This is a genomic window from Paenibacillus sp. FSL H3-0457 (assembly GCF_037981725.1).
GTDB classification, from domain to species: Bacteria; Bacillota; Bacilli; order Paenibacillales; family Paenibacillaceae; genus Paenibacillus; species Paenibacillus amylolyticus.
Window position 1 is genome coordinate 5756967 of record NZ_CP150283.1, and the last position, 15549, is coordinate 5772515.

Below are 15549 nucleotides of genomic sequence, written 5' to 3' on the forward strand. Positions count from 1 at the left end.
TTTAATTAAGGTCGTTAACCATATCAAGAATATGGTCAACTTCTTCAAATGTGAGCTTGTCGTTCCCGAAGTCGGTAGGTGTAAATTCGGTATTGCCTTTCTCACAGCAATGTCTAATTATATCTTGTAAACTGCTTACGAAATGATTAGAGAAAGCTTGAACAGATGCCTGGCGATACTGATTTTGACTATAACCGATTGTTATCACAAGCTGATTAGATTTTACAATACTGACTAGGTCAATTTTATGCAGGCGTTGCGTTCTTGGATCTATAGACTCACCGACCCCAGACTCCGATATCGTAAACAAACCACTTTTCGCATTCTCATCGAACTGTCCTAAGTAGTTGAAGCTAACATCGGGTATAACTGGAACCGAATCCTCCCCCTCTAAATACTTGAATGAACTATAGCCAACACCATTATTCGGTATTTGCCGAATCATTTCTTTTACCGACTTAATTACAAAAGATAGTTCCATTTCATCTGTGGCCTCTAATTGAATAGGATAAATGGAAGTAAACCATCCTACTGTTCTAGACATATCTATACCTGGAGTTAGTTCCTCACGTCCATGTCCTTCCATCTGAACTAGTGTCTTATCCATCCTCTTCCATCTGAATAATGCCAACCCTAAAGAAGCAACTAGCAAATCATTAATTTCTGTATTGTAAGCTTGTCTTGCCTGCTTCAACAGACGCTCTGTCCACTCTTCTGTCAAGGATACTTCTATCGTCTGGGTATCCTTTTGCATACCATTTCCATTTGCAAAATCTGTTACCAACTGGGGTCCATCATATGAGTTTATTTTTTTCCAATAGGTCGTTTCCACACTATTCCTTTTATCCAGCACATATTTCGAATGAATATCCGCCCATTCCAAGTATGGAAAAGTTTTTTGGGGGAGAGTGAATCCCTCACCTTTCAGCACTTTCATGTATCCATCATCGAAATCCTCTAATAAAATACGCCATGATATTCCATCAACAATAAGGTGATGAATGACAACCAACAAATAATCTCCATAGTCGGTATGGAACAAAGCAAACTTATACAGCGGCCCGGCTTCTATATTGATGCTGCTTTGGATAGAACTTGCCGTCTCCTCTATACTGGATGAACATTCTCCTCTGCCCAAAAAGTCGTGAATCAACAATTGTGGCTCATGTTCAATGTCCATATTCACTTGAATCCTTTTATTATCTCTAATCGGGAAACACATTCTTAACGCATCATGATGACGAACTAGAGTATGAATAACCTTTTGAACAACTGAAGTTACAAATTTATTATTTGCAAACAGCAACACAGACTGATTCCAGTGGTTTATATTGTAGAAGCCATTTCCAAAAAACCATCTCTGAATTGGCGTCAGCATTGCTTCCCCGATAACGGGCTCTTGGCTAACAGCATTGGTTCGAACATAGGATACATAAGGACTTAATTCCGCGATCGTGGAATGCTTGAATAGATCCTTCAAGTCGAATCTCAAATGATATTTGTTTAAATATGCAGCAATCTGTATAGCTCGAATGGAGTCGCCACCAAGTATGAAAAAGTTATCATGAATTCCTATTAATTCGACTTTAAAGACTTCCTGCCAAGCCTCAATCAACTGTTCCTCAATCTCATTCCGAGCAGGTATAAAGTTTCGTTGATCTGGACCGGCTTGCAGCTCCGGTAGCTGCGCTTGATCAATTTTCCCAGTTGAAGTCAAAGGAATCTGTTCCAACTGCTTGATTAATTTAGGCACCATGTATTCAGGCAAATGATCGTACAAGTAGTCTGTCACAACATGAGTGTCCATCCTCTCTGATGCAACAAAATATGCGCGTAAGCTGGAGTTCCCTTCCGTATCCTGTCTGGCAACTACAACTGCCGCGTTAATCTCCGGTAGTTCCAGAAGCTTGTGCTCAATCTCTCCAACTTCGATGCGATAACCCCTGATTTTAACTTGATGATCGGTTCTGCCTAGGTATTCGATTTCACCATCACTGTTCCAGCGTGCAACATCACCTGTTTTATATATTTTTTGCCCTGCCGCAAAACGATTGATCACAAACTTGGCCGACGTTAATTGATCTTGATTGAGGTAGCCTCTCGCAAGCCCAACCCCGGCAATACAGAGCTCGCCCGGAACGCCTACTGGCACTAAATTTCCGTCCAAATCTAATATATAAATCTTCGTATTGGCAATCGGCTTGCCTATTGTAATGACCTCACCAGGCTGTATATTGCGCTTTACTGTAGATACAATGGTTCCTTCAGTCGGGCCATACTCGTTAATCAATTCCAGATCCGGGTGTTTCAATTTGCTCTGTTCTACAATATTTTTCGTCATCTTCTCGCCTGCCAGGACAACTTTCCTTAATGATTGAATGTCTTCCTTTGACATGTTATCTATAATGACTTGAAAAAGGCTAGGTATGCTGATCAGATAGCTAACTTTCTCTCGTACGATACAGTGCCTGATAGCATGTGGGTCTTTTCTTTCTTGTTCTTCCATAAGTATGATCTTGGAACCAGATAATAATGGAGTAAAAAAACTCGTATTAAAACCATCAAAAATAAAGGGAAATAGTTGTAAAGCACTATCACTAGCAGTTAAATCAAGTTGATCGCGTTGCCATTGAATTCTGCTTGCAAATGCTCGATGTTCAATCATGACACCTTTAGGTACGCCTGTAGTACCGGATGTGTAGATGATATAAGCCAAGTCATGGGGTCTATGCACAGGTTCAAGCATATCTGACGGCCATTCGCTTAGCGCCTCTTCATCCAAATTAATAATGATTCCTTTATATCCTTTAGGAACTTGTATAAAAGAAGGCTTTAAAAGAATTGGTGCTTTGCAATCCTCCAACATGTACAGAGTTCTTTCTATAGGAAAGGACGGAGACAAAGGAAGGTATGCTGCACCCGATTTCAACACTCCTAACAGACCAACAATAGACTCCATAGAAGCATCTGCCAAAATACCAACGATTGTTTCTGACTTCGCCCCATGGCTTCTCAGTAATCTGGCTAACTGGTTAGTCTTGGTATCAAGCTCCTGGAAAGTCATTTTACTGTTCTTTTTAACAATAGCTATCCCATCAGGAGTTCTTTGAGCTTGCTCTTCAAACATCTGATGAATATATGTTTCTTCCTGCTCCCTATCCGTATCGTTAAATTCCAAAAGTAGCTGATGCTCCTCCTGCTGGGATAGCATATTCAGCTGATGTAGAGGACAATCTAAGCTAGTTTTTAGCCTTTTCAGAATCGTCATAAGATGCTCAGCCATCCGATGGATTGTTTCCTCTTTGAATAGTTCTACCGAATATTCGAGTATAAGCTCTAACCCATGTTGATCTTCAGTTGCTATTAACGTGAAATCAAATTTAGAAACGTGTTCGTTAATGCTGAATGGGATAAATGTCAAATCGTCTAAGTGGAATTCATGTGTATCTGTGTTTTGCATTACGAACATCACATCAAATAATGGGTTTCTTTCGGTTGAACCTTCAAGACCCATTTTCTTTACAAGCTTCTCGAAAGGGTAAGATTGATGATTGAACGCAGATAAGCAGTTCTCTCTGACCTCATTCAAGAACTCTCTAAAGGTAGCGTTACCCCTAGGTTGATTCCGCATGACTAATGTATTCACAAACATTCCGATTGTATGTTGGATATTGTTATGTATTCTGCCAGCCGCAGGCGAGCCAATGATAATGTCCTGTTGCCCTGTATACTTGGCAAGCAGTACATTAAAGGCGGATAGAAGCACCATATAAAGGGTTGAATTATTATAATTGGAAATATCTCTCAACTCGTCCAACAATACCTTATCGAGATGGAAGATTTTCCGGTCTCCTGCAAAACTATTTTCAGTCGGTCGCGGATAGTCCGTTTGCAAGTCGAGAATTGGCAGTTCCCCAGCTAATTTATTCATCCAATAGTCTTCCAACTCGCGTTCCATGCCTGAATTAAGCTGATTGTTTATCCATACTGCAAAATCTTTGTAATGTAAATTGATTGGATTTAAAGATTTTCCATCATAATATCTGCTTAACTCCTGGACGAAAATAGATGAGGACACTCCATCCCAAATAATATGATGGGCATCAAATATGAAAAGATGCTTCTGCTCTTCTAATCTAACCATGCCTACACGTATTAAAGGAGATTTTTGAAGATTAAACGGTCTTATGAATTTGCCAATGATCTGTTGTAAATCCGTATTTTCATATTTCAAGGCTTGAATATTAACAAAAGCTCCATCATGAACGATTTGTACAGGAAGTCCTTCCAACACATCAAACGATGTTCTCAAAATCTCATGACGTTGGACCATGTAATTAAGCGCTTGCTCAAACTTGCTTACATTCAGTTGGCCCTCGATCATAACAGCATAGGGCATATTATAAACAGTGCTCTGATCATACAGCCGATTCATTACAAACATGCGCATCTGTGCCGGCGAGAGCGGATACCATTCCCGTTTTTCGGTACGCTCAATCATTGAGGGCTGATGCATTTCATAATGATTGATTTCTTCAGCAAGCTCTCTAATTGTCGGAAATCTAAATATATCCTGAATATTCATGTTTAAGGAAAATTGCTCATTAATTTTGACTATCAATAACGCAGCTTTTAGTGAATGTCCGCCGATCTCAAAAAAATTATGATCAATTCCTACATTAGAAAGCTGAATGATTTCTTTCCACAACTCAACAAGTTTTACTTCCAATTCATTTGTTGGAGCAACAATCTTCTGCCCATGGATCAAATCATAAGGATTCGGCAATTCCTTTACATTTATTTTCCCATTACTACTTATTGGGAAATTATCAATCTCAACAAAATGGGTAGGAACCATATAGGCAGGGAGAAACTCCAGCAGAAAGCGTCTAAGCTCACGTGTGGTTAACTCACTTTTAGCCACATAATACGCACATAAGAAAGTATCTTCCTCGTCTTCCTCCATAGAAATAACCTTAGCTTCCTCTATAACCGGATGCTTAAGCAAATGACTTTCGATTTCTCCTAACTCAATACGGTACCCTCTAATTTTGACTTGCTGGTCGCTTCGTCCTTCATATTGCATGTTACCGTTAGGCAGAAATCTAGCGATATCGCCAGTTTTATACATTTTGCTCTGAGGAATAAACGGATTGTCAATAAATCTCTCCCGGCTAAGCCTTTCATTATTTAGGTATCCTAGTGCAACACCCGAACCGGAAATATAAATTTCTCCATATGCTCCAAGGGGAACCGGACGCAGATTGGAATCCAACAAATAAATTTGAGTGTTATCAGCCGGTATTCCAATGGGAACGGAGATTGCATCGTCCGTCTCTGGGTCATACTTATGAATCATACAGCCTACAACTGTTTCAGTTGGCCCATACTCATTATAAATACTCACTGCACCATCAAATGCACGAGATATACTCAAAGCAAGTGCGGTTTTTAAATCCTCCCCGCCGACAATAAAAGCACGGATGATTGATTGACTGAAATCCATGTCCGCAATCAGTTTCATATGGGTAGGGGTTAATTTAATAATACCAACACGGTTATCTTTGACTATTTCCTTTATTAAGGCTGCTTTATCCTCACCCTCATACACGATAATTTTATTCCCAGAAACTAACGGAGTAAAAAGAGAAGTCACCGTTAAATCGAATGAAATTGAAGAATACAGTGGAAAATCAGCAGGTTGGTCTGCAATATATATTTTCTTTGCCCACCATATATAATTGACCAAACCGCTGTGCTTAATCATAACTCCTTTGGGATTCCCAGTTGTACCCGAAGTATAGATGACATAGGCTCTACCGTCAGCAGGAAGATCCAACCTCAAGTTGCTGTCTTCTTCCCAAGAGAATGTATGCCCATGGCTTACGTCAATGGCTTGTCCTGCGAAATGGGCTTGAGGCATGGCAGAATCCGTAATAATTAATTCTGTACCGCTATTGTTCAAAATATATTCAACCCGTTCCACTGGGTACTCCGGGTCAATTGGCAAGTACGCTGCGCCTGCTTTTAATATCGCAAGAATACTAATAACAACCTCGACTGAATTACCTAGCAAAATGCCCACTAGGCTTTCAGAAGTGATATTATGTTTCACTAATACCCGGGCGAGCTGGTTCGATCGGCTGTTGAGCTCACTGTAACTCATCTGAATATCATTATGTTCAACAGCAATCTTATCAGGCGTTATCAGAACCTGCTCTTCGAATAGTTCATGAATTCTTTTATTTTTCGGATACGGCTGTGCAGTTTCATTATAACCATGCAAGATCCAGACTCTTTCTTGTTCCGATAAAATCAACAACTCCGACAACTTACAAGCCGGATTTTCAACTATTGATCTCAGTAAATTCTGATAATGATTTTCCATTCTTTCAATAGTCTTTGCTGTAAATAATTTCGTACTGTATTCAATATTGCCGCTCAGGCCATCCTGGGTTTGGATAATTTCCATCGTTAAGTCAAATTTAGCTGTTTTCGTCTTTATTTCAAAAGGCTTGAAATTGATCTCATTAAATGAAACCTCATTAATTTCTAAATTTTGAAACATAAACATCGTGTCGAACAGAGGATTCCGACTGCCATCTCGTTTAATGTCAATTGCCTCAACAAGCCTCTCGAAAGGATAATGCTCATGCTCATACGCGGAGAGAAGATTGCCTTTCATATCAGCAAGAAATTCAACGAAGGTATTCTCTCCTTGAGGACGGCTACGGATGGCTAACGTATTGACGAACATGCCTATCGTATAGTTCAACCTTTCATCCGCTCTTCCTAGAGTCGGCGTGCCTACAATGATATCTTCTTGAGCAGAATAGATAGAAAGAAGCACATTATAAGCCGCAAACATAATCATATGCAGCGTTACTCCATGATCCCGTCCAAGTGCCTCTAGCTTCAAAGATAATTGCTTGTCGATGTTAAAATAATGGTGATTCCCTTCAAAGCTTTGGCTAATTGAACGCGGATAATCCGTTGGTAAATCCAATACAACTACTTCGTCACCAAATACATCTATCCAATACCGTTCATGGATCTTGATGTCTTCTGAATCAAGGTATTTATTATGCCATGCAGCAAACTCCTTGTATTGAACGCTAACTTCAGGTAACTCTTCTCCCCAATAAAGACTGATCAATTCCTGTACAAAGAGTTTCATGGAGAACCCGTCAGTTATTATATGATGCATATCAAGGAGCAACACATGATTTTGTTCTGCTATACCTAATAGTCTAGCTCTTATTAAGGGTGCTTTATTTAAATCAAAAGGTTTTGGGAACGACTGAATCTCATTATGCAAGGCATTTTCCGAAATCAGAGCATATTCCATATTAATAGAAACGTTGCTTCTTACTCGCTGCATAACCTCCATTCCGTCCAATTCAAACTCCGTCCTTAGTGATTCATGTCTCTGAATTAATGTATTCAAGGCGCATCTCAGACTCTGAACATCCAACTCACCTTGAATGCTTATACCACCAGATAAATTGTAAACCACACTCACGACATCATCATTCCTTCAAATTGATTTAATAGAAAAATCCGTTTTTGGGCTGCTGAAGCTGCATACTTCTCCTGTTTTGGTAGTGTAGCCATGTCGATTTGGCTTTCTTGAGTTCCGTTGCGGATGTATGCCGCGAAATCAAGTATGGATTCAAGATTAAATACCTCTTTAAGCGGAACTCTAATACCAAATTCCTTTTGCACCGAAGCGAGCATCACTGTTGCCTTGAGTGAGTCCCCCCCTAGCTCCAGAAAACGATCCTCTACAGATATTTCTTCCCTATTCAGCACTTGTCTCCAGATATTGCGCAGACGGTATTCAATGTCTCCCAAGAACTCTTTATTCTCCCGGATTCTTTCTGCAGCCCCTCTATTCATTTGCAAGCTTAAACTGTTTAATTTCTCTCTATCTACCTTTCCATTCAGCAATACCGGGAGACTGGTCAGACACACAAAATGTTTAGGAATGGCATGTCCAAGCAAAACCTCCTTTACCCGCTTCATTAATTCTTTTTCCTCCAACATCATTGGTGCCGCCAAATAGGCAATCAGTTGTTTTTCTCCTGTTTCAGGATCACGACTCATAATCACGCTACATGCTTGTACAGCAAGATAATGCTGCAGAAATTGCTCTAATCGCTCCAAGTTTACTTGGTGTCCATGCAAATTATGTTGCAGATCTGCTGCTCCAAAATGTTCAATCGTATACTCAGATGTATAGCGTCCAATCTGGCCTAACTGAACATGATTAGAATCGAACAGTTGTCCCAATACCCCTACTGGAGCGGTTTGCAAGTAATGATCCAGCACATAACCTGTTGCCCGATTATTATTGACATACTCCATATTTTCGGATGCCGCCAATAATGACAGTTCTTTTATTTTGCGTTCCGCATCTGTGACTATGGATTGTAAGATGTTGCTATAGTAGCCGACCCATATCTTCATCATATTGGACTCAATCAGTTCCGAGCTAAAATCGAAATCTAGTTTAAGTTCACCTTGTATCTCTGTAATATTCAAAAAGATATCGTATTTCGCGTTTGGACTAGTGTTCTCTATCATTTCTACTTCCATATGTGCAAAACCGAATCCATTTATCGGCCGATCCATGTTAAATACAGCGCGAATTGGTGGGATGAATGCTTGCTCTAACCGCTCTGCCAACATGCTCAAAGAGAATTGTTGTAGCTTATCGACTGCGGTCATACCGGCTTTCACCTCTTGAAGATGCAAACTGAAAGTTTCTTCTTGTTGAATGACAGTATATAAGGGAAGCATATTAACGCAGTTACCCATCAGGCGGTTTGATCCCATTTGCGATTGACCTGAAGTCGGAATACCAACGACAATATGTGCGTTCCCAGTTAAGCGGTGAAGCCATACGTTAAAGGAGCTTAATAGTGTCGTGTATAAGCTGCAACTTTGCTGAACACTTAGCTTTCTTACCTGCTGTGTGAAAGCTTTGCTTAGAATGACTGTCTCCCTTTGTCCGCTAAAATTACGCTTCTTGAACATTTGATTGTTTGAAGGAATCTCAAGCACATCCATTGGCTTAGAAAACTGCTCTGCCCAATAACAGGCAGCATCATTGCTCTCCTGACTATGCATAATTCGTTCCTGCCACAATATATATTCCTGAAATGAGCCGGGTTTCTGCAAGACAGGCTGTTCTCCCCGAACGGCGGCCGTATAAATTAAGTCTAATTCTTGGAAAAACAGAGCCAATGACCAACCATCTGTAATTAGATGATGGAATGTGCATAACAGATAATACTCATACTCCGACGACTTGATCATCCCCGCTCGGAATAACGGCTCTTTGCTACTTAAATCAAATTTCTGAGCTCTATCGGCTTCAATTACCCCGTTAATTTGCTGCTCCTTTATTTCTGGGCTAAGCATTGAAAAGTCATGTAATGGAATATTGCACTTATACTCGGAAAGTATTGTCTGCTCCTCCCCATCATGACTGATCACAGTGCGTAATGCTTCATGCCGATCAACAATGGCTTGCACAGCACTCCTCATAATATTTTCATTAAATGACCCTTTCATCTTTAACACGATGCTTTCATTTAGTGAAACTGATTTCCCCTCTTCAATTTGTGAAGCAAACCAGATTTGTTTTTGTTCGCTCGTTAGGGCATAGGTTGGGTTAACTAGCTTCACATTTGAGGCCAGAAAGCCTCCACGTGTTAAATCAGCAACTGTTTCCTTCACCGCTTGAATGATGAATTCAATATCTTCATCGGAATGTGCCGTAGATAAAAAGCAATTTCGGCCTTCCCAGATATACAATTTCTTATGAATGAGATGATAAAAAAATAATTCCAAGTCACCATAGGAAACAAAACGAAACAATGAGCCGAAATGAACCATCTGTATAGATACATTATTTTCCTTAAAGAAGGCATTGAGACGATTAACCATAGATGCTGTCTTCACGTTTAAGCTCGTATATAGAGGCTGACCTTGCTGACTTAAATACCGAAGGGTTGCATAGGCAACATCCATTGTAAGAGGATGTGTACAGAATGTTCCCCCGACAAAGGTCTTTTTCTCAGCAAATGGGGGGTCAGATTGATCATTGAAACGCCAAAAGCCTCCATCTATAACATCTAGGTACTGTGCTTTTCCTGCAACGATCCCTATCGGAAGACCGCCACCTGCTATCTTCCCATATGTGACAATATCCGCTTGAATATCAAACCATGCTTGGGCACCGCCAGGATGTATACGAAAACCTGTTATAACTTCATCAAAAATCAAGGCAATCCCGGCCTCTTCTGTCAGTGTTCTAAGTTTCTTTAAAAATGTAACGGGCTGTAAATCCGGCCTACGGCTTTGAATCGGCTCCACAAGTACAGCTGCCAGTTCATGAGCATGTTCTTTAATAATTTCAAGAGAAACAGGACTATTGTAATTTAGTATGATTACATCCTCCATCATGCTCTTGATTATGCCTGGAGCCATCGGTAATGCTCTGCCATATGAATCCTCGGGATCTGCAACCGCTAGGACACCATCAAATGTACCGTGATAAGATCCTGAGAAGATAACCACCTTGGAACGCCCGGTTGCCGCACGTGCTATACGTAGAGCTACCATAACGGCCTCTGTTCCAGAGTTGTAGAAAGCTACCCTTTCTGTGGATGTCATCTCGGATATAAGCGCTGCAACCTCTCCTGCTTTATTAGACATAGGTCCAACGGGAGGCAGGCTTAAATTAACGCTTGATAGCATGGTATTTACAATAAAGTCAGGATTATGACCCAACAAATTCACGCCAAATCCCATCGTAAGATCTATATATTCATTCCCATCGACATCCCGCATCTTAGAACCATTGGACTGCTCTGCTATAATTGGATACACTAATTCTTTCCAATACGAACGGTAACCCGAAACATTCCGATTGTTTGCATGCACTAGGCGGCTCTGTTGCGTTTGAGACTGAGAGAGCCTTGTCTGGGCCGTATATTGTGCAACAAATTGGTTCAGGTATTTTTGTTGAGAGAGAGTAAAATTACCTGCTTCAAAAATCAAAGGCTGATAGGGTGTAAATGGCTTTGGAGAACTCTCTTGTATAGTATTCACTTGATGCTTTTTCGTTTCTTGCGCTCCTACCCTTTCTTTCTTAACTTGAACATAATTTTCAGTTAGATCGGCAACTGAATTTCCATTTAGTATGCTTAATTTCAAAATTTCAAGCTGCTGATTAAATAAAGTATTTGTGAACTCTTGCTGTTGTGCGATGAGTTCCAGCTGCTTCGCCATAACAGAATCTAATGACCTGCTATGATTGCTGTCTAGACTGATTGGTTGTTTGCTTGCCTGTGGCGGAAGTTCTGACACTTGTCCATCTTTCATCCAAATTTCCGAATGCTGAGTTGTAGATGTTGCTGCTACAAGTTTGTCTGAAGATAAGGCCGACCCTACGTAGTCAATCAGCTTATCTAAGCTCGTTACCGATTCAAAGAAGAGATTCATAGGAATGTCTAGATCAAATACTTCCTTTAATTCCCTTCTAAGCGAAACAAGCATAATGGAATCCAGCCCCATATCCAGAAAATGGATACTGTTTTCAATTGCCGCCATCTCAATCCCGGAGGCTCGATGAATCATACCTTTTAACATCACAGCTATGTCATTTGCCATAGTCTTCTCCTGACTTATCATATCTTTCGTATTGCTTTCTATTTTTCCAGCATAATTAATCCAGCAACTCGTAGGTTCAAACGGATATAAGGGCAATTGTATTTTCGTCCCCTTTTTGTTAAACATGCTCCAGTTCACATCCGCACCTTTGATATATAGATCGCATATCTGTTCCACTTGCTCGCGGCTAATCGATCCCCTCTTCAGTAGTTCATCTAAAAGCACTTGAGCGGTTTCAGTTAGAGCATTCTGACCCGCGGCAGAAAGCTTGCCAAATTGCGAATGTTCTTTATGACCTTGAATTACGGAAGGAACTCCATCATGCTCTTTTTTTTGAATAACAGCCACAAGCTGTTCTTTGAGTTGACTTTGATTTACTACTGGAAGCGCAATTCTGTATTGATAATGTGATTTTTTTGTATTGGCTGAATAACATAAGTCTTCCATGGAGATGTCTTTAACACTTAATATATGAAGATATTTATCTACCAAACGCCATAAAGAGGCTTCACTTTTAGCCGAAATTGTAAAGATATTTATTTTTTCGGATTGTAGTTCAACCGTGGTCAGAGGGGCTCTGTATTCCTCTAATGCAATGTGGCAGTTTGTTCCGCTGAATCCAAACGAGCTTACTCCGCAACGACGGGGATGTATCGTCTCCTCCCATTCGGACAGCATGTTATTAACATACACTGGAGAGTTTTCAAATGAAATATTCCGGTTAGGCATGCTAAAATGCACCATTGGCACAAGTTGTTTGTGGTTTAAGCATAAGAGTGCTTTTATTAAGCTTGCTATACCAGCAGCTTCGTATAGATGCCCTATATTAGTTTTTAGAGAACCAATTGCGCAAAATTGCTTACGATCTGTATATTTGTCAAATGCTTTACGGATACCCTCAATTTCAATCGGATCTCCTAGTTTCGTTCCCGTTCCATGGGTTTCAATATATGTAACAGTTCTCGGATCAATATTACCTTTCTCCCACGCTTTCTCAATTACGCCTGCCTGAGAAAGAGGATTAGGTGCTGTTATTCCAACCGTATTTCCATCTTGATTAATAGCACTGGCTTTAATGATGCCATAAATGCGATCCTTATCTTCAACTGCCTTATGCAGTGGCTTAAGCAAAACCGATGCTACCCCTTCTCCCCAGCCGGTTCCACTTGAGCTATCATCAAAAGCTCTGGCTCGGTGATCAGATGACTCCATCCCTATACCCAACTTGAAGGGCATCAATATTGTCTTCACACCGCCTGCAATCGCCATTTCACAGTCTCCATTATGAAGCGCTTGACACGCTAAATGCACAGCAACCAGAGACGAAGAACAGGCGGTATCAACAGTCACAGCTGGCCCCTTCAGATCAAGTAAATAGGAGGCTCTGCTTGCAAGCACGGACGGCATATTTCCGATCATATGGTTGGGAATCGTACCCGGCTCAACTTCCGAAATCAAGCGTTCATAATCAAAGCTTGTTTTCGAGAAGCCTGCATAAATCCCTATATTTTGTCCAGAAAGGCTTTCAGGAGTGAAGCCTGCATCCTCAAAAACATGCCAAATATTTTGCAAAAATAACCGTTGATTCGGATCCATCATGACAGCCTCTTTAGGCGTCATTTTGAAAAATTGGTAGTCAAACTGATCTATATGCTCAAGATAGCCACCTTCTACAAACTCAATTTTGTCCCTGTCAAAGTTAAGATAAGATATATACCTCTCGGCTTCGCCCTGCCGGTTCCCATTTAATTTACCGACACCATCTTTGCCTGCCGCAAGATTCATCCAAAATGCATCTAGATCGTCCGCCATTGGAAATCTCCCTGCCATACCAATAACAGCGATATCCTTACTTTCACTTTCTATACCTTTGGCAGGAAATAATGCCTCATCTTGTTCCATGCTTGCTAGAAAGGCTGACATTTTAGCAATAGTAGGGTGAGAGAAGAGATCCGTTACATCAATCTTAATGTGAAGAGATTGCTCAATCTCTTCAGCAATTTGCACCATATGTATGGAGGTTGCTCCCATCTCAAAATAGGTGTCTTTCACATCAATCTGAGGGTTATTTAATATGTTCATACAAATTTCAGTCAGTCTCTTTTCAAACTGATCCTTGGTCGGAGAATACCCGTTACTTGTTTGAACCTTTTGATGTGCCAATTCCTTCAGTTGTTGCGAAATCTCAGCATATTTCTGACTTTGGTAAGCTTCGCTTAATTTGTAACGCTGTATTTTGCCGCTTGTCGTCTTTGGAATTTTTCGAACAGGTATAACATCCCAGATGTCCCACCCTCCCTTTAGGGTAAGATGGCTTCTCAACCTTTTCGCCAAAGGTATGAAGTTTGCTAAACTCTCTTTGAATAATACGAACAGGACAATTTTCTCTACATTATCTTCTTTAACCCCACACGCAACAATTTTGTTTAGGTCTATGCCATCTATTTCTTCTGAGACTCTCTCTATATCATGCGGATAGTAGTTTTGGCCATTAATAATGATGACGTCTTTAGATCTTCCGATTACAACTAAATTCCCATCTTTGATAAAGCCGATATCACCAGTACGCAACCATCCGTCCTTTGTTTTCACCTTCGATGTCGCTTCTGGATTGTTATAGTACCCCTCTGTCACGTTTTTCCCTTTAATATGGATATGACCAACAGTGTCTTCATCAACGACTTGATCCACATCGTCACACACTCTCAAATAACAATCAGCTATGGCTGAACCCACAGATACTAAACGGGTACCCTCACGATCGTTATCGTCCACCTCCATCACGGTACAGCCCATATTTAAGTGTTTTCGATGGAACGAATATGAAACAAGTGGCTGGTTAGGACGAGGGAAAGACACACCTAACGAAGCTTCAGCCATCCCATAGACAGTAAACATAGCTGTTCTTTTTAATCCGAATTTATCCATTTTATCTAAGAACAGATTGCATATTTCCACTGATATCGGTTCAGCACCGTTATATATCAAACGTATATGGGAGAGATCCCAGTTCATGGCATGCTCTGGTTTGAAGTAGTTTAGAAAATATTTGTATCCAAAGTTCGGTGACGATAATACCGTTGCTTTATGCTCATTAGCTTTTTTCAACCATAAAATTGGACGACGTATAAATAATGAAGTAGGGATATTATATTGATCCGCGTTCACCACAAGAGGCATTAGATGAAACCCAATCATCCCCATATCATGAGTGAAGGGCATCCAGTTGAGAAAAACATCATTCGAGGTATTGGTAGAACCCTCTATTATGCTATAGATATTAAACATTAGATTTTCATGAGTTAAAATAACTCCCTTTGGTTCACCTGTCGAACCAGATGAAAATTGGATAAATGCAATATCTGTAGGATTAGGGTAATATATAGTTCCCTTACCTGAGGAATCGGCAAATTGATCTATGTATAACGCACAGTCACTTATCGCTGAATCACCTAATAAGCCATGATCTTTCGCATATTTCTCTAAAGACTGCAATGTTTTGGGAGTTGTAATTAAACGAGGTTTATCCATTACTTTCCAAACTTTAAATACCTTAAGCTTGCTTTCGTCATTATCGCCAATGGTAACGGGCACTGGAATAATACCGCCTAATACACATGCCCAGAACATTTCAATAAACGGTTCATTTTCTCCAATTTGAAATAAGAGTTTGTCTCCTTTTTGCAGTCCCAATTGTTGAAAATCAAATAAGATCTGAATTGCCCTAGTATATAAGTCGTTATACGGAACACGTCGTTCTACTTTATCACCATTAATATATGTAATTCCTTTATCAAACTTAGATTGTATTTCAATTACTTCGACTAAATTAGCACATCTCATATTGTCAGCCGCTCCTACTCAACT

Annotated in this window: 2 protein-coding genes; both read right to left on the reverse strand. The window is 40.3% G+C overall.

The window, feature by feature from the left end:
* Position 1 precedes the first annotated feature (1 nt).
* Entirely contained in the window at positions 2 to 7522 is a 7521-nt protein-coding gene (locus MHH25_RS25560; protein WP_340018499.1) for an amino acid adenylation domain-containing protein, read from the reverse strand.
* Positions 7519 to 15525: an aminotransferase class III-fold pyridoxal phosphate-dependent enzyme gene (locus MHH25_RS25565; protein WP_340018500.1), complete on the reverse strand. Its 8007-nt coding sequence runs from the start codon at positions 15523 to 15525 to the stop codon at positions 7519 to 7521. Before MHH25_RS25565 ends, MHH25_RS25560 begins: the two co-directional genes overlap by 4 nt.
* Positions 15526 to 15549 lie beyond the last annotated feature (24 nt).